The 17,427-nt window shown below is 44.9% G+C and carries 15 protein-coding genes and 1 riboswitch; of the genes, 7 read left to right on the top strand and 8 right to left on the bottom strand.

Going from position 1 to position 17,427, the window contains the following annotated elements; translation table 11 throughout:
- Window positions 1-15 precede the first annotated feature (15 nt).
- The 7 genes from KGMB01110_RS11565 to KGMB01110_RS11535 all read right to left on the bottom strand — a co-directional run bounded on the left by KGMB01110_RS11565 (window position 16) and on the right by KGMB01110_RS11535 (window position 9,999).
- Complete coding sequence (locus KGMB01110_RS11565; RefSeq protein WP_243112805.1) at window positions 16-1,653, bottom strand: potassium/proton antiporter; 1,638 nt, start codon at window positions 1,651-1,653, stop codon at window positions 16-18.
- Window positions 1,654-1,774: 121 nt separating this feature from the next.
- The gene (locus KGMB01110_RS11560) at window positions 1,775-2,419 is read right to left on the bottom strand and encodes an ECF transporter S component (protein WP_117603304.1); all 645 of its coding nucleotides are present in this window, start codon (window positions 2,417-2,419) and stop codon (window positions 1,775-1,777) included.
- A 193-nt stretch (window positions 2,420-2,612) separates the two neighbouring features.
- Window positions 2,613-2,783, bottom strand: a riboswitch (FMN riboswitch).
- A gap of 85 nt (window positions 2,784-2,868) precedes the next feature.
- Complete coding sequence (locus KGMB01110_RS11555; RefSeq protein WP_119298454.1) at window positions 2,869-4,836, bottom strand: ABC transporter permease; 1,968 nt, start codon at window positions 4,834-4,836, stop codon at window positions 2,869-2,871.
- Window positions 4,829-5,596 carry an ABC transporter ATP-binding protein gene (locus tag KGMB01110_RS11550; RefSeq protein WP_119298452.1) on the bottom strand — a complete coding sequence of 256 codons (768 nt, stop codon included), beginning with the start codon at window positions 5,594-5,596 and terminating at the stop codon, window positions 4,829-4,831. Before KGMB01110_RS11550 ends, KGMB01110_RS11555 begins: the two co-directional genes overlap by 8 nt.
- A 234-nt stretch (window positions 5,597-5,830) precedes the next feature.
- The gene (locus tag KGMB01110_RS11545) at window positions 5,831-6,982 is read right to left on the bottom strand and encodes a sensor histidine kinase (RefSeq protein ID WP_243112803.1); all 1,152 of its coding nucleotides are present in this window, start codon (window positions 6,980-6,982) and stop codon (window positions 5,831-5,833) included.
- Entirely contained in the window at window positions 6,979-7,653 is a 675-nt protein-coding gene (locus KGMB01110_RS11540; protein WP_117603301.1) for a response regulator transcription factor, read from the bottom strand. Before KGMB01110_RS11540 ends, KGMB01110_RS11545 begins: the two co-directional genes overlap by 4 nt.
- A gap of 195 nt (window positions 7,654-7,848) precedes the next feature.
- The gene (locus tag KGMB01110_RS11535) at window positions 7,849-9,999 is read right to left on the bottom strand and encodes a Tex family protein (protein ID WP_119298450.1); all 2,151 of its coding nucleotides are present in this window, start codon (window positions 9,997-9,999) and stop codon (window positions 7,849-7,851) included.
- Between the two features lie 239 nt (window positions 10,000-10,238).
- Here KGMB01110_RS11535 and KGMB01110_RS11530 point away from each other — a divergent pair, with 239 nt between their 5' ends.
- The 3 genes from KGMB01110_RS11530 to KGMB01110_RS11520 all read left to right on the top strand — a co-directional run bounded on the left by KGMB01110_RS11530 (window position 10,239) and on the right by KGMB01110_RS11520 (window position 12,668).
- The gene (locus KGMB01110_RS11530; RefSeq protein ID WP_119298448.1) at window positions 10,239-10,844 is read left to right on the top strand and encodes a TetR/AcrR family transcriptional regulator; all 606 of its coding nucleotides are present in this window, start codon (window positions 10,239-10,241) and stop codon (window positions 10,842-10,844) included.
- 93 nt (window positions 10,845-10,937) lie between these two features.
- Window positions 10,938-11,873, top strand: coding sequence for a diacylglycerol/lipid kinase family protein (locus KGMB01110_RS11525; protein ID WP_119298446.1), 936 nt, complete (start codon window positions 10,938-10,940; stop codon window positions 11,871-11,873).
- Window positions 11,874-11,999: 126 nt separating this feature from the next.
- Window positions 12,000-12,668 (top strand): phosphatase PAP2 family protein, encoded by a 669-nt coding sequence (locus KGMB01110_RS11520; RefSeq protein WP_119298444.1) that lies wholly within the window; start codon window positions 12,000-12,002, stop codon window positions 12,666-12,668.
- Between the two features lie 69 nt (window positions 12,669-12,737).
- Here the strand turns inward: KGMB01110_RS11520 and KGMB01110_RS11515 are convergent, their stop codons facing one another.
- Entirely contained in the window at window positions 12,738-13,007 is a 270-nt protein-coding gene (locus KGMB01110_RS11515; protein ID WP_117603296.1) for an acylphosphatase, read from the bottom strand.
- A 260-nt stretch (window positions 13,008-13,267) separates the two neighbouring features.
- Between KGMB01110_RS11515 and KGMB01110_RS11510 the strand changes: the two genes are divergently transcribed.
- Genes KGMB01110_RS11510 through hydF form a run of 4 tightly spaced genes read left to right on the top strand, consistent with a single transcriptional unit; the run spans window position 13,268 to window position 17,315 of the window.
- Window positions 13,268-13,519: a TM1266 family iron-only hydrogenase system putative regulator gene (locus tag KGMB01110_RS11510; RefSeq protein ID WP_117603295.1), complete on the top strand. Its 252-nt coding sequence runs from the start codon at window positions 13,268-13,270 to the stop codon at window positions 13,517-13,519.
- A gap of 15 nt (window positions 13,520-13,534) precedes the next feature.
- A complete protein-coding gene (hydE, locus tag KGMB01110_RS11505) occupies window positions 13,535-14,602 on the top strand; it encodes a [FeFe] hydrogenase H-cluster radical SAM maturase HydE (protein WP_119298442.1) in 1,068 nt (355 codons plus the stop codon).
- Window positions 14,603-14,644: 42 nt separating this feature from the next.
- On the top strand, window positions 14,645-16,066 hold the full coding sequence (hydG, locus tag KGMB01110_RS11500) for a [FeFe] hydrogenase H-cluster radical SAM maturase HydG (RefSeq protein ID WP_119298441.1): 1,422 nt from the start codon (window positions 14,645-14,647) through the stop codon (window positions 16,064-16,066).
- 22 nt (window positions 16,067-16,088) lie between these two features.
- Window positions 16,089-17,315 carry a [FeFe] hydrogenase H-cluster maturation GTPase HydF gene (hydF, locus tag KGMB01110_RS11495; RefSeq protein ID WP_119298439.1) on the top strand — a complete coding sequence of 409 codons (1,227 nt, stop codon included), beginning with the start codon at window positions 16,089-16,091 and terminating at the stop codon, window positions 17,313-17,315.
- The last annotated feature ends 112 nt before the right edge of the window (window positions 17,316-17,427 follow it).

Below are 17,427 nucleotides of genomic sequence, written 5' to 3'. Positions count from 1 at the left end.
GTTTCCAACCGTTCACTATTCGTCTATCTTTCCTACTTGTACTGATTGTGTTGATTCCTTTAATCCTGGTTTCGTAAATACCAGAAGATCTCCCGCCTCAATTCTGGTGTCTCCTTTTGGTACTGCAAGCTCGCCATCCGAGCGTTGAATCATAACAATCAGAGCCTTCAGCGTGTCTGAAAGTTCCGCCAGACTTTTTCCGATCCACGGATGTCCTTCTTCAATCAGCCGTTCATCCAGATACGCTGCCGTATCCTCCTGGTAGCTTTCACCGCTCAATACCAGTACATCCCCTTCCCGTAAGGTCACGTTTCCTCTTGGCAGTAATGCTTTTCCCTCCCGTTTGATCATCACTACCAACAGATCCCACAACTTCAATTCCGAAATCTTCCGTCCCACGAAACGATGTCCGGCAGTCAGTGTAATCTGGAGCAGCGGTAACTGTTGTTCTTCCTGATAATCACTGAATGTTTTCAAAACATTTTGATTCTCATCCACCATATCCAGTTTTTTTGCAAACACCGGCAATAATATTCCCTGCAAGGCTACCGAAATCATGGCAATACAGAAAATCATATGGAAAATATCGTCTTTTACATAGGCGTCACTGACTGTCACCGAAATAGCAAACACAATAGATGCTGCTCCCCGAAGCCCTGCTGCCGAGATCAGAAGCTGCTGATTCAAAGGTGCTCGAAGCGGAGTCATCAGAATTGCCACGACGATCGGACGTACCAGAAATGTCAGACCCAGAAATAATCCAACAGCCGGGAACAACACCGGCAACAATCTGGAAGGGGTCACCAGAAGTCCCAGCAAAAAGAAAATCAGAATCTGTGCCAGTCGATCTGCACCGTTAAAGAAATGCACCAACTTTATTTTACTTTTAAACTTCTGATTTCCGGTAATCATTCCCATCAGATACACACTTAAAAATCCATTTCCATGCAACAGAACCGGCACTGCATAAGTCAACAGTACCAACGCAATCATCAGAATAATCTCCATCCCCTCCTGCGTAAATTCTGCCTTTTTCATCAGATATCCGGTCAGTTTTCCCATGAAAGCTCCACACAGACCCCCGATCAGAATCTGTTCTGCCAGAAGCAAGGGTACATTTACAGAACCTCCCGCCAGGATTTGCAGCACAATCATCGTCAACATATAGGAAAATGGATCGTTACTTCCGCTTTCCACCTCCAGAATGGATGCTGTTCCGTATTTCAAGCTCAGATTTCTGGAACGAAGAATGGAAAAGACAGACGCTGCATCTGTGGAACTGATCACCGCACCCAGAAGCAGACTGGTTTCCAGCGATAATCTCAACACACCATAGGAAAACAACGTACAAAGTCCGGCCGTTAGAACCACACCCGCCGTAGACAGGAGCACCGCTTTGGGTAAAATTGGTTTTGCCATTTTCCAACTGGTTCCGAACCCACCGTAAAACATAATAAAGATCAAAGCTGTCGTACAGATTTTTTCCGAAAGTGCAAAATCACTGAATGAAATTTTCAGAATTCCTTCTACTCCAAACAGCATCCCAATCAAAATAAACAACAGAATAGAGGGGACTCCATACTTATCTGTAAACCTCCCCGAAAGAATACACATTAAAATTACAACACCACACAATAAGATATTTAACTCCATATTCCCGCCTTTCCATTCTGTTTTTATTATATTCAGACTTTATCCCGTTGCCGTGAAAAAGAAAGGAGCCATCTCTGCATCTTGCAGAAATCGCTCCTTTGCACTTTTATTCTATCATACTTTATGCCTGATGGAAACGGAAAATCGGACTGATCTTCTTGTAGATCAGGAACACAATCAGCGATACCAGTACTCCTTTTAAAAGGTTGAACGGTACAACCGCAAATAATACCAGAGTCGTCAGGCTGTTAATATGTCCATTCACTGCAGTTCCCATTCCGACAATGGCATCGATCGGCATGTGGAAAGCCTTTGCATAAGCCGGAAGCAGCACAAATCCGTTGATAAAGCATCCGATCACAGTCATAAACAGCGTTCCGGTTACCATTCCGATAATGGCACCTTTGCGGCTTCTGTTCTTCCGGTAAATGATACCTGCCGGTACACAGAATGCACATCCGATCAGGAAATTTCCAAGTTCTCCGACCCCTGCTGTCACGGTTCCGTTGATCAGGAAGTTTAGCAGGATCTTAACAAATTCAATGGCAGCTCCTGCCACCGGTCCCATTACAAAGCATCCTACCAGCACCGGGACCTCACTGAAATCAATCTCATAGAAAGACGGTGCAAACGGAAGCGGTACTTCGAATAACATCAATACCACCGCGATCGCGGATAACATTCCGATCTGTACCAGTGCTCTCACACCGATTCTGCTTCCTGCCGGATTCTGATTTGTGACGGTTGCTCTTGTTTCTGTTGTCATAATGTTTCCTCTCCTTTTTTCTGAACTTTCTTTTTGTGAAGGAAACCTTTTTGTAGGAAAGAACTCTGAGAAACACGCTTTGCACCTTCCTCAGGTTATAGCAGCATCTACGTTCCACTTTGCTCGTTGCTTCGCGTAAATTAAAAACCCCGGTATCAATCTACCGGGGTTACATCCTGTATTACAGTTCTGTATCGTTCTTCTCTCATCCAGACTTTACTGTCGGTACCGGAATTCGCATCTGCGTCACCGGTTCAGCCGCTTTACGCGGGTCGCGGACTATACCGCCGGTTGGGAATTCATCTCTTCGTCCTTAAATATGATATAGGACTTTTGAAAATGTCACCCTACCCCGAAGATTTCCTTTTTCATTTATGCCATAAGTATAACGCTTTTTCACACTAAAATCAAGCTCTGATTTTCCACGTTATCACAGAATATTTCCATCGTCAATCCTTTACAATCTGATAGTATTCTCTCGCCGTCCACATGTATATAATTCCATAAAATACCGCAAACACCAGGATGGTTGCAATCGTACATCTCATAAACAGATGGACATTGGTCAGATTCAGAAGCGCCAGCAATTTGGTCACGACCTGAAATGCTACTGTCACATGGATAATCGCCATCACAAGTGGCAGGAAAAAGACATTCAACACCTGACTTTTGATCGTGTGGCGAACCTCCGCTTTACTCATTCCGACTTTCTGCATGATCTGGAAGCGTTCTCGATCATCATATCCTTCCGAAATCTGCTTATAGTAAATAATCAGAACTGTTGCGATCAGGAAAGTCACGCCCAGATAGATTCCGATAAAGAACAGACTTCCATACAGATTGTAAAAAGAATCTCTGCTCAGTTCCCGACTTTCGATTTCAACCGTTTCCAGTGCCCCAATTTCTGACTGCACCTGCTCCAGGGCTTTTCTTACGTTTGTTTTTTCTCCTTTCGGGGAAAAACAGATTCTGGTATATAAGCTGTTTCCTGCTCCTTCTCTCAGATTCGGAGCGGACGCTGTCACTTCCTGTATCTGCTCTTTTGTCGGAACGATCAGATACAACTCCCTTGTCATGCTGTTTTCATTTTTTGGTTCCAGTTTCATATGATCCAGTTCTCGTTTCACCCGAAAACTCTTGCCACCGATTTCCAGTGTATGTTCTTTATAGGAACCTTTTGTCAGATACACCAGCACCTGATTTTCTTCCAGTGTCTCCTTTGTTCCCTCCATTCTGTTGTAATCTTCCAGAGAAATCAGATTGACCGACACAAAATTTCCCCGGCTATATTCTATCACGTTTATATAGTCTGCCTTTTTCCCGTCCAAGATTGCAAATGTACTTGTACCCTGATATGTCAGTTGGTCTTCTCTTTTGACACGATATTTCCGACAGGCTGCTTTCAGAATCTGTTCCATCTGTTCATCTTTTTCTTTATTCGCCTGGTAATCTGTCACCGTCACTTCCTGTGGAAACCTGATTGCCAGAATATCTTCCATTCCGCCGTATAATGACACGGTCGAAGAAATTATGATCAGCACCATCGTACTCAGAATACAGATATTCGCCAGTCCCGCCGCATTTTGCTTCATCCGGTAGATCATGCCTGACACCGTAGTGAAATGATTGGATTTGTAATAATAGGTTTTGTTTTTCTTCAGCATTTTTAAGGCCGCAATGCTTCCCGCTGTAAATAGTGCATACGTTCCAATGATGACCAAAAGCACTGCCAGGAAAAACTTGGAAAGAGCCTGCATCGGTTCTTTTGTGGTCAGTGCGATGGCATAACCGCACGCAAGAGCCACCACGCCTACCAGCGCCAGGAACCATCTGGTCTTCGGTTCCTTTTCTCCCTGATTACCTCCCCGAAGCAGTTCCATCGGATTCGCCTGCTTTACCTGAATCAGATTATAAAGAAAGGTCAGCAGGAAAATCGCTGCAAACAACAGGAGCGTTTCCTCCACGGAACGTATGCTTACAGAAAATTTCAGATTTGCAGTTCCCTTCAGGATCTTTAACAGAATCAGATACATCATTTTTTCTAATACGATTCCAAGGAAAAGACCAGATACAATGCTGATTCCGGCTACAATCAGCGATTCCTCTGCCATCATTTTGGCCAGATGTCGCTTTTCCATTCCCAGAACCTGATAGACCCCCAGTTCCTTCTTTCTTCGTTTGATCAGGAAACTGTTGGTATAAAACAGAAAGATTACGGCAAAAACCGCCACAATTCCAACGGTCAGTTCCAGACAGGTTCCGGCCTGCCCATTTCCCAGATCCTCACTTCCAGCAAGGGCAGCGATCATATAAAACAACATCACCATCATTGCCGATGTCAGAAGATAGGGACGATAGGTCTTCTGATTATTTTTCAGATTTGTTCTCGCAAGTCTTTTATAAATTGCACTACTCAACCTGCTCACCTCCCGTCGCCAACACCGTCAGCGTAGAGGAAATTTTCTGATACATCTGTTCATTTGTCAGATTTCCCCGATATAACTGATGGAAAACCTCTCCGTCTTTGATAAACAATACCCGTTTCGCCGAGCTTGCTGCCTTCACACTGTGTGTCACCATCAGGATCGTCTGTCCACTCATGTTCACGGCATGGAACAGATTCATCAGACCATCTGCCGCTTTGGAATCCAACGCCCCGGATGGTTCATCCGCCAGAAGAAGTTTCGGATTGGTGATCAACGCTCTTGCCACAGCGGCGCGCTGTTTCTGACCGCCCGACACTTCATACGGAAACTTATTTAAAAGTTTCTCAATCCCAAGCTTCTGGGAAAGCGGAATCAGGCGGCTTTCCATCTCCGCATAAGATTTTCCCGACAATACCAGCGGAAGGAAAATATTATCCTTCAGAGAAAACGTATCCAAAAGATTGAAATCCTGAAATACAAATCCCAGATTCTGACGCCTGAACGCCGCCAGTTCTTTTTCTCTGATACCGCTTAATTCTCTTCCTTTTAAATATACCTTGCCTTCCGTGGGCTTATCCAACGCTGCCAGTATATTTAAAAGCGTGGTTTTTCCCGATCCGGATTCTCCCATGATCGCGACGTATTCTCCTTCTTCCACCGAAAAATTCACCCGGTGCAAGGCCTCTACTTTGTTACTTCCAAACCGTGTGGTATAGACTTTCTTTACATTTTTCACTTCCAATAAAGCCATGTGTATTCATCCTCTCTGCGTTACTTTTCGCTTTTTTTGCTTTGGCACTGCTCTTTTGCGCGCTGTCTTTTTGAGCATTCCTTCTTTTTATTCCGCTGCTCTTTGCGTATTGTTTTTTTCTTCTTTCCTTTTCTTTCACCTTCTGGCTTTATTATAGAAAAAGAGGAACGTAGCTGCCATTGATACAGATTACATTTCCTCTTTGTTTCTTACATTTATGTAAGAAAAGCTTCTTTATTCCACTTCAAGTTCTTCCCGGTAAAAATCCAGAAACACCTTTGTCCCTTTCCCCGGTTCAGACTCCACCCAGATTCTGTGCCGGAGCCGGTCGAATACCGTCTTACACAGATACAATCCGATGCCGGTTGACTTTTTATCCGAGCGCCCGTTAAATCCGGTAAATCCCTTTTCAAACACACGGGGCAGATCTTCCGCCTGGATCCCGATTCCGTCATCCTCGATCACCAGCACAGTTCTCCCGTCTTTCTTTTCTCTGTAGATCTTAATGTTCCCTTCTCTTTTGCAATATTTGACCGCATTGGATAAGAGCTGTTCCAGAACAAACTGCAGCCATTTTTCATCCGTCAATACCGTCTGACATACCAGCTGATACTCCAGATGGATCTTCTTCAGAATAAACATTTGCGAATATTTCTTCAGACTCCGGTGAAGAACCTGATCCAGATCACAGAGATCAAAAGAAAGATCAGAACTCATATCTTCCACTCTCAGATACGTCAATACCATCTCCACGTATCGTTCGATCCGAAACAACTCCATCTTCAGTTCCCGGATTCTCTGTCTCGCCTCTTCTGCATATTCTGTCTCTCTCTCCGAATCTGTTTCTTCGGGCACTTCAAAAGCCATTTCTGCAATTACTCCCAGATCTTCCTTTTCTTCTGGATCTTCCTTCTCTGCTTTCTCTTCTTTCGCCTGCCCAAAGGCTCCCCGGTACATTGCACACGAATCTGCGGATTGCAGCATCAGTTGCATAGCGGCAATCGGTGTCTTGATCTGGTGCACCCACATCCCGTAAAAATCCGACATCTCCTGTCTGCCGATTCTTTCCTCAGACCGGATCTCCCGGCAAAGTTCCTCCAAGCTCCGAACCAATTCCTGATACTCCTTTTCCAGATTTGATCCTGCTGCCGGCAGTATACATTCTCCTGCGTTCCGGGCTTCCAGACTGTCTCTCTCTTCTTTCAGCATCTTTTCTTTCTTCCGTTGCTTCCGGATCTTAAGACCGCCGATTCCTCCGAGAAGTACCAGGCTCAGCAAAAGCGCATACCAGATTCCGGCAATATTTCCGTCATATAAGAACCAGATCACCACGAAAATTCCGACAATTCCCAGTGGAAGACCCAGAACTTTTCTCACATTTCTCATGATCTCACCATATACCCGATTCCTTTTTTCGTCAGGATCATTTCTTTCAAACCTACGGTTTCCAGTTTTCTTCGGAGTCTCGCCACATTTACAGTCAGTGTATTGTCATCGATAAATTCGTCACTCTCCCACAGCGCAGCTATGATCGTGTCCCGATCTACGATCTTGTCCGTATGCTCCATGAGAATTTTCAGAATCTTAAACTCATTTTTCGTCAGTTCGATCTTTTCCTCTTTATACTGGAAGGATGCATCTGACAGATTCAGATAAGCTCCCTGACATTCCAGGATCTCTGCCGTACCGCGAAATTCATACGTCCGCCGCAGGACTGCCTGGATCTTCGCCGTCAGGACATTGAGATCAAAGGGCTTCTCAATGAAATCATCCCCGCCCATATTCATTGCCATTACGATGTTCAGATTGTCACTTGCCGAGGACAGAAAGATCACCGGAACCTTGGACAGCTTTCGAATTTCCTGACACCAGTGGAATCCGTTGAAGAAAGGCAGCATAATATCCAGCAGTACCAGTTGCGGCTGAAATTCCGTAAATTCTTCCAGTACATGTTTATAATCTCTGACACACCTTACTTGAAAATCCCAGGTTTCCAGATAACGGCGGATTTCACCTGCAATCGCCTCGTCATCTTCCACCAGAAATAGCTTGTACATGACATATGCTCCCCTTTCTTTTTATTTTTTCATCTGTCTTTCTTTCCTCGACGTTATTCTTATGTTTCATTCAACTGCATCCCATCATTTCATTGAACACAATTTCATTCCGGGAATTCGTTCTGTTTTTTCTCAAATATCATCGGATTTCGTTTAAATCTCTTTCCTGCATCCCAGAAACTTCATCCACAATTTTTAGATATCACGCATGGTCAGTTGGATCCGCTTTCTCTTCAGATCCACACTCATTACCTTGACATCAACGATATCTCCGATTCCCACCACTTCCAGCGGATGCTTGATATAACGGTCTGTAATCTGAGAAATATGAACCAGACCATCCTGATGAACCCCGATATCCACAAATACTCCAAAGTCAATGACATTTCTTACAGTTCCTTTCAGAACCATGCCTTCTTTTAGATCTTTCATCTCCAGTACGTCGGTACGCAGAATCGGTTTTGGCATCTCTTCTCTCGGATCTCTTGCCGGTTTCTCCAGCTCCTTCACGATATCCTGTAAGGTAATCTCTCCGATTCCCAGTTCTTCTGCCAGTTTTTTATAATCTTTGATCGTCAGTGAGAGTCCGACCAGATTACCGCCCACAATATCTTCCGGTTTATAGCCCTGACGTTTTAGAAGCTTCTCAGCCGCATCATAGGATTCCGGATGGACACCCGTTGCATCCAGAGGATTGTCACCGTCTGTAATCCGCATAAATCCCGCACACTGTTCATAAGCTTTCGGGCCTAATTTTGCCACCTTCAAAAGCTGTTTTCGATTGGTAAAACTTCCGTTCTCCTCCCGGTATGTCACAATATTTTTAGCGATCGTACCGGAAATACCGGAAATATAGGATAACAGCGGTGCAGATGCTGTATTCAGATCCACTCCCACCTTATTTACACAGTCCTCAACCACACCATTTAAGGATTCTCCCAGCTTCTTCTGGTTCATATCATGCTGATACTGTCCGACTCCGATAGATTTCGGATCAATCTTCACCAACTCTGCCAACGGATCCTGAAGACGTCTCGCAATCGAAGCCGCACTTCTCTGTCCCACATCAAACTTCGGAAATTCCTCGGTTGCCAGCTTACTTGCGGAATATACAGATGCGCCCGCCTCATTTACGATCACATACTGTACCTTTTCCGGAATTTCTTTCAGCACATCTACGATAAACTGCTCTGATTCTCTGGAAGCCGTTCCATTCCCCAGAGAGATCAGGGATACATGATACTTCGGAATGATTTTTTTCAGAAGATCTGCTGCCGCCTTCATCTTCTGTGGCGTTGTCGGCGCTGTCGGATAGATCACCGTCGTTCCGATCACCTTTCCTGTCTCATCTACCACTGCCAGCTTACAGCCGGTACGAAATGCCGGATCCCAGCCCAGAACCACATGTCCCTTGATCGGAGGCTGCATCAGTAACTGGTGCAGATTCTTGCCAAACACATCAATGGCACCGTCTTCTGCCTTTTCTGTCAGTTCATTGCGGATTTCCCGCTCAATTGCCGGCTGGATCAGACGCTTATAACTGTCTGCCACGACTTCCTTTAACGCCGATGTGGTATAAGGATTTTCCCGGTGGATCACCTTCTTTTCCAGATAACGCAACACATCCTCTTCCGGTGCCTCAATCTTGACCGTCAGGAACTTTTCCTTTTCTCCGCGGTTTAAAGCCAGGATTCTGTGTCCCGCCAGTTTGGACAGCGTCTCCTGGAAATCATAATACATCTCATAAACAGACTCTGTCTTTTCATCCTTCGCCTCGGATACAAGAGTTCCCTTTTTCATGGTCTGATTCCGGATCCAGGTTCGGTAAACCGCCTCATCGGAAATTCCTTCTGCCAGAATATCCAGTGCTCCCGCGATAGCATCTTCCGGAGTTTCCACTCCTTTTTCTTCCGACACGTAATCCTTCGCAGTCTCCTCCAGCGGAACCGTTGCATTTTGCAGTAAAATATAAGAAGCCAGAGGTTCCAGCCCCTTTTCCTTCGCGATCGTTGCTCTGGTTCGACGTTTCGGACGATACGGTCTGTACAGATCTTCCACTGCTACCAGGGTCTCTGCCGCCAGAATCTGCTTCTTTAACTCTTCGGTCATCTTGCCCTGCTCTTCAATGCTGGAAATCACCTGTTCTTTCTTCTCTTCCAGATTTCTTAAATAGAGCAGTCGCTCATGTAGCTTTCTTAACTGCTCATCATTTAAAGAACCGGTCGCTTCTTTTCTATATCTTGAAATAAACGGAATGGTGTTGCCTTCATCGATCAACTGTACCGCCGCATCCACCTGAAAGCGTTTCACTCCTAATTCTTCTGTCAGTCTCTGATTAATATCCATAAATTTTTCTCTCCTGATTTAAGATTGGTATGGAGTATTATACTTGAAATCGCCAAAATATGCAAAATTAATTCGTCCTGTCCCTTTTTGCAGATTCTCCTCCATTGGGGCCTGTCCCCCTTTGCATTGTTTTTTCAGAGTACACTCTGTTTTCTTGAATCTGTCTGTCAATTGTGTTAAACTATGGGTACCATAAATGAATTGGAATCTTGGGTTTTCCCCGGAACAAGGAGAGTATCATGAAGCAAGAACCACCGCTGACGAAACAACAGCAAAAATCTTATGAAACAAAAGAACGGATTTTCAAGGCCGCCAAAAAAATTTTACAGAAAAGCGGTTATGAGAATCTTTCCATTAAAAATATCTGTGAAGAAGCCGGAGTCTCTAATGGAAGTTTTTATCATCATTTCAAAACCAAAGACGACCTTTTATCTTATTATATAGAAGATCAGCCGGCACTCAATCCGGATTTCCTGGAAGAACCAAAATCCATCCAGGATGTCAAACGCGGAATCATCCGTGTGTATCTGAATTATGTGGATTACTGCAAAGAACTGGGGGTTGCCTTTATCTCCGAATACTATGACACGAAGAATCAGGCATTAAATCCGGCAATCCGTACCGAACGCCCTTATCCGATCGTTACAGTTCAGACCTACGTGGAAAAGGCTATTGATGCCGGAATTATCCACTTAAATGTAACCATTGAAGAATTTACTACGGATATCCGCATGATCGTCATCGGAAATGTATTTGAATGGTGCTTAAGAAATGGAGAGACAGACTTTGAGGGTAATATGAAACGTTCTCTCTGTAAATATCTAAGCAGCACGATTGAAGCCTAACTACTATCTGACACTTCATCTTGCGCCTTGTTACCCTGCAATGAACGCCTGATACATTTTCTGCAGGCCTTACGAAAGAAAAAGGAGGATGGCATGTATTCCTTTCTCGTAAATCCGCACTCCAGATCCGGACTTGGTGCCTCTGTCTGGAAAACCATCGAACCCGTCCTGAAAGAACAACAGGTCGAATACCAGGTTTTTTTCACCCAATATCAGCGCCATGCAACCCGGATCGTCCACGATCTAACAAAAGATCTGAACACCCATACCCTGGTCGTTCTAGGTGGTGACGGCACGATCAACGAAGTCCTCAACGGAATCGTTGATTTTTCTCTGGTTACACTGGGGTATATCCCGATCGGTTCTAGCAATGATTTTGCCCGGGATATAGGACTTTCCGCTGATCCGCTTAAAGCATTGGAAATCATTTTGCATCCTTCCCAGATTCAGACGATGGATGTGGGACTTTTAACCTATCGCGACCGACAGAAACGTCGTTATTTCGCCGTTAGCACCGGTCTTGGATTTGATGCGGCAATCTGCCATCAGGCTGTGGTTTCCCGACTGAAAGTTTTTTTAAACAAATTGAAACTCGGCAAACTTACTTATGTCGGAATTGCACTGAACCGACTCTTCTATAATCAGCCGGTATCCATGAAAATCACCGTGGATTCTGAAGAAAACACTTCACAGACCTTTTCTTATGAGAAAGTCTATTTTGCAGCCGTTATGAATCATCGCTACGAGGGTGGCGGATGTATGTTCTGTCCGAAAGCAGACGCAACTGACGGGGTTCTGGATCTGATCGTTGTATCCCGACTTCCCAAATGGAAGATTCTGATTCTGCTTCCCACTGCTTTTTTCGGAAAGCATGTTTATTTTAAAGGAATCCATCTTTTAACGGGAACACATTTTTCCATCCATTCCGAAAAAGCGCTGCCCGTCCACACAGATGGCGAACCCATTTTCCTGCAAAAAGATATCGAAGTTACCCTTGCACCTAAAAGACTTTCCGTCATATCTAAATGATTTTAAAAGAAAGTTCAAATATTTCTTAAGACTTTGTGAACTGCCTTGTTGTCACTTTTCTTTCGTGCTATAATCAATCCAAAATTAAGACACTGCAAATCCTGTTTGCACAAAGGAGTGTTCTTTATGAACAAACACGAGAGATTGAAACAACTGGTTCAAAAATACAAGCATGCCTGGGTATTTTTATACGGTTTTATCTATATGCCATGGTTCCTCTGGCTGGAACATCATGTCACCACCGATTATCACGTGATCCACTCTGCATTGGATGACAAGATTCCTTTCCTGGAAGTCTTTATCGTCCCATACCTGCTGTGGTTCGTATTTATCGCTGCTGTGGTTCTGTATTTCTTTTTCACAGATGTTCCCGGATTTTACCGGCTGTGCACCATGTTATTTACCGGAATGACCATTTTCCTGATCATTTCCACCCTGTTTCCAAACGGTCTGGCTTTACGACCGGCTGTTTTCGAGCAGGATAATATTTTCGTACGTTTGGTACAGTTCGTCTACCGGGCAGATACCTCGACCAATGTCTTCCCGAGTATTCATGTTTACAACTCTCTGGCCGCCTGTGTTGCAATTTCCCACAGCGAGGCCTTTAAGAAACACAAAGCACTGACCGTAGGAAGTTATATCCTGGCTGCATCCATCATTCTTGCCACGATGTTCCTGAAACAACATTCTGTCATTGATGTATCCGGTGCATTTGTGATGGCATACGCTGTATATCAGTTTGTATATGCACCATCTGCCAGAAAGGTACCAAAGCTTTCCAGACAGCCAGTCTGAGCTATCAAATTCTGATGCCGGGCACCTTACGCTTAGCTTATTCCATATGGCATCACCTGATACAACAGATTATCGGACATGGAAGCCGGTCTCGATCTTGACCGGCAACTCCAGTTCCGCTACATGATCGATCCGGATGAACCGTCCGGATCGTAATTTTTTTATCAGAAGATCAATCTGCTCTTCCGTCCCCTGCACTTCCATGGCAACACTTCCGTCCCATTCGTTTCTCACCCAACCAGTCAGTCCGATCGACTGTGCCAGATATTCTGCTGTATATCGAAATCCCACACCCTGTACTCTTCCGGTAAATGTCAGATATTTTCTTATCTTTTCCATATGTCGTTTCTCCTTTTGTCCGATTGTTTTTATTATAGCACAATCAGATTCCTGTAATTGCATTCCTTTTCAACTTATGTTAGACTTGAGTTCAACGTACTGATCATGAAGGGGCATACCTGAGTGAAAAGGCGCCAGACGTATCAGATTTTTCTAACTATAAGAATTCGACAGGGAATCTTTTTTTGTTCCCCTTCTCTTCGCCTGCGCCCGGTGCGCAGGTTTTTTTATTTCTAAATGCATTTACAGGAGGTGAATCAATGGATACACGCATCGCTTTAATCGGCATTATCGTGGAAAAGCAGGACTCTGTAGAGGAACTGAATCATCTTCTTTCCATGAATTCCAAATATATTGTGGGAAGAATGGGAATCCCTTACCGTGAAAAGAACATTTCCATCATCAGTGTGGCAATTGACGCTCCAAATGATGTGATCAGTTCTCTTTCCGGAAAGCTTGGCATGCTTCCCGGAATCAGTACCAAAACGATCTACACCAAGACCCATTCCTAAAGGAGCCTTTTATTTATGGAAACATTATACCAACTGATCGACCATCTGGAAGCCAATCAGACGCTTTCCACTTCGGAATTTGTCCGGTTGCTTTCTGCTTTCAAAGATAAAGATCTTCAGAATTATCTATTCGAAAAATCCCGGTCTGTCCGCCACCGTTATTACGGAAACGACGTCTATATCCGGGGATTGATCGAATTTACCAACTATTGTAAGAACGACTGCTATTATTGCGGTATCCGCAAAAGCAATCCAAACATCAGCCGTTATCGCCTCTCAAAAGAAGAGATTCTTTCCTGCTGTGCTTCCGGTTACGAACTTGGTTTTCGCACCTTTGTCCTGCAGGGAGGCGAAGATGGATATTACACCGACGGCAGGATGGTTGACATTGTTTCTTCCATCAAGTCCCAATATCCTGACTGCGCCATTACACTCTCCATCGGAGAGCGGGAGAAGGAAAGTTACCAGAGATTTTTTGATGCAGGAGCAGAACGTTATCTGCTGCGACATGAAACCTATAACCGGGAGCATTATCGTTTTCTGCATCCCCAACAACTTTCCGCCAGACATCGTCAGCAGTGTCTTTTCGACTTAAAAAACATCGGCTATCAGGTGGGAACCGGATTTATGGTAGGTTCACCCGGACAGACTTTTGAATATCTGGCTGAGGATCTTCAGTTTCTAAAAGAACTGAACCCACAAATGGTGGGAATCGGCCCATTCATCCCACATCATGATACCCAATTCAGAGACGAACCTGCCGGAAGCCTGGAACTGACTTTATTTTTACTTGGCATTATCCGTCTGATGCTTCCAAAAGTCCTGCTTCCGGCTACCACCGCGCTTGGCACCATCAGCCCTCTCGGAAGAGAACGTGGCATCCAGGCAGGTGCCAATGTGGTCATGCCAAATCTCTCTCCGGTAGGTGTACGAAAAGACTATTCTCTGTACGACAACAAAATCTGTACCGGAGATGAAGCCGCCGAATGTCGGATGTGCATGCAGCGCCGTATGGAATCTATCGGGTATCAGGTGAAAGTATCCCGCGGCGATTCCCTGAATCTTGAACAGACAAACATTTAAATTTTATTCTATAATCTATATTTTCAAAGGAGGATTTATATCATGTATGATGTAGCTTCAAAACACGCAGATGATTTTATCAATCATGAGGAAATTTTAGAGACACTGGCCTACGCCGATGAAAACAGCAAAAATCTGGAACTGATCGACAAGCTGATCGACAAAGCAGCTTTGAGAAAGGGACTTTCTCACCGGGAAGCATCCGTTCTTTTAGCCTGTCAGGATCCGGAGCGCAACGAACGGATCTTCAAGCTTGCAGAACAGATCAAAAAGGATTTCTACGGAAACCGTATCGTAATGTTCGCTCCGCTCTACCTTTCCAATTACTGTGTCAACGGCTGTACCTACTGTCCTTATCATTTAAAAAATAAGCATATTGCAAGAAAACAGTTATCTCAGGAAGAAATCCGTAAGGAAGTCATTGCTTTGCAGGATATGGGCCACAAGAGACTGGCTCTGGAAGCCGGAGAAGATCCGGTCAGAAATACCATGGACTACTATTTAAAATCCATCGAAACCATTTACAGCATCAAGCATAAAAACGGAGCAATCCGTCGTGTCAACATCAACATCGCCGCAACCACCGTTGACAACTACCGCCTGTTAAAAGAAGCCGGTATCGGAACCTACATCCTGTTCCAGGAAACTTATCATAAAGAAAGTTACTTAGACTTACATCCGACCGGACCAAAACATAATTATGATTACCACACAGAAGCCATGGATCGTGCCATGGAAGGCGGCATCGATGACGTAGGAATCGGTGTACTCTTCGGACTGGATAAATACCGCTATGAATTTGCCGGTCTTCTGATGCATGCAGAGCATCTGGAAGCTGCCTTCGGAGTCGGCCCTCATACCATCAGCGTTCCACGTGTCCGTGATGCAGACGATATCGATTCTTCCGCATTTTCCAACGGAATCGACGATGATACCTTTGCTAAGATCGTAGCCTGTATCCGAATCGCCGTTCCGTATACCGGAATGATCATTTCCACCCGCGAGAGCCAGAAGACCAGAGAACGTGTCCTCCATCTCGGAATTTCCCAGATCAGTGGCGGAAGCCGTACCAGTGTTGGTGGATATTATGAACCGGAAGATAAAGAAAACAACTCGGAACAGTTCGACGTCAGTGATACCCGTACCCTGGATGAAGTTGTCCGCTGGCTGATGGAAATGGATTACATTCCGAGCTTCTGTACCGCATGTTACAGAGAGGGACGTACCGGAGACCGTTTCATGTCCCTTTGCAAGAGCGGACAGATCCAGAACTGCTGCCACCCGAACGCACTGATGACTCTGAAAGAATACATGATGGACTATGCTTCTCCGGAAACCAAAGCTATCGGTGACAAACTGATCGACAAAGAAGTGTTAAATGTTCCAAACGAAAAGGCCCGCGCCATCGTTCTGGAAAATCTGAAACTGATTGCAGAAGACAACCGCAGAGATTTCCGATTCTAAGTTATCCTCAGGAGGAATAATTATGAGCCTGAATACCACACCTTCTGCCGACCGGATCCACATCGGGATCTTCGGCAGACGAAATGCCGGAAAATCCAGTCTGATCAATACTATGACCGGTCAGAATCTTTCCATCGTATCCGATGTAAAAGGCACAACGACCGATCCGGTCTTAAAATCTATGGAGTTACTTCCCCTTGGACCGGTCGTCCTGATCGACACTCCTGGACTTGATGACACCGGAGAATTAGGTCAGTTACGTATCAAAAAAGCATACCAGATACTGAACAAAACGGATATTGCACTCCTGGTGATCGATGCCGGCACCGGAATGACAGCAGAAGACTCTGCCATTCTAAAGCGGATCCGCGAAAAGAAAATTCCCTGTGCTATCGTAAAGAACAAATGCGACCTGACAGGATCGGCATCTTCCGAAGCATCCCAAAAAGTCAGTTCAGATTCAAAAGACATGGCAGGGATTCCTTCCATAGAAGTCAGTGCCACATCCGGCAGAAACATCTATGAATTAAAGGAGCTTCTCGGCTCCTTACTCCCAGCCGATGACGGGCGTCTTGGTATCGTCAGTGATCTGATCCACCCCGGTGATTTTGTTGTACTGGTGGTTCCCATTGATTCTGCCGCTCCGAAGGGACGTCTGATCCTTCCACAGCAACAGACCATCCGGGATATCCTGGATACCGGAGCCATCGCCATCGTTTCCAAAGAAACGCAGCTGCAAGAGGCATTGAATTCTTTAGGGAAAACACCGTCTCTTGTAATTACCGACAGCCAGGCCTTCAAAGAAGTCGCACAGATTGTGCCGCCGACGGTTCCTCTGACTTCCTTTTCCATTTTGTTCGCACGACACAAGGGAAGTCTCCCCATTGCCGTCCGTGGAGCCAGAGCATTGGATCAGCTTCAGGAGCATGATACGGTTCTGATCAGTGAAGGATGTACCCATCATCGCCAGTGTGACGATATCGGTACCGTAAAACTTCCCCGATGGATCCAAAAGCACACCGGAAAACATCTGAATTTTGAATTCTCCAGCGGCACCGGATTTCCGGAGGATCTGTCAAAATACCGTCTGATCATCCACTGTGGTGGCTGCATGCTTAACGAACGTGAGATACGCTACCGCATGAAATGTGCTGATGATGCCGGTATTCCGATCACCAATTACGGAATCGCCATTGCTTATATGAACGGCATATTGGAAAGAAGTATTGAAATCTTTGATTTTTCCTGATGCAAAAAACAGGCAGATGAGGCTGCTAAAGCTAAAGCCGCTGAGTAAACATTCTTTCAGTAAAAAAAGTCACAGCGCCAAAATCGGTACTGTGACTTTTTCATATTTTATT

Origin of the sequence: Mediterraneibacter butyricigenes (genome assembly GCF_003574295.1) — a bacterium.
Lineage (GTDB): Bacteria > Bacillota > Clostridia > Lachnospirales > Lachnospiraceae > Mediterraneibacter_A > Mediterraneibacter_A butyricigenes.
This window is presented reverse-complemented; position numbering and strand designations above follow the sequence as displayed.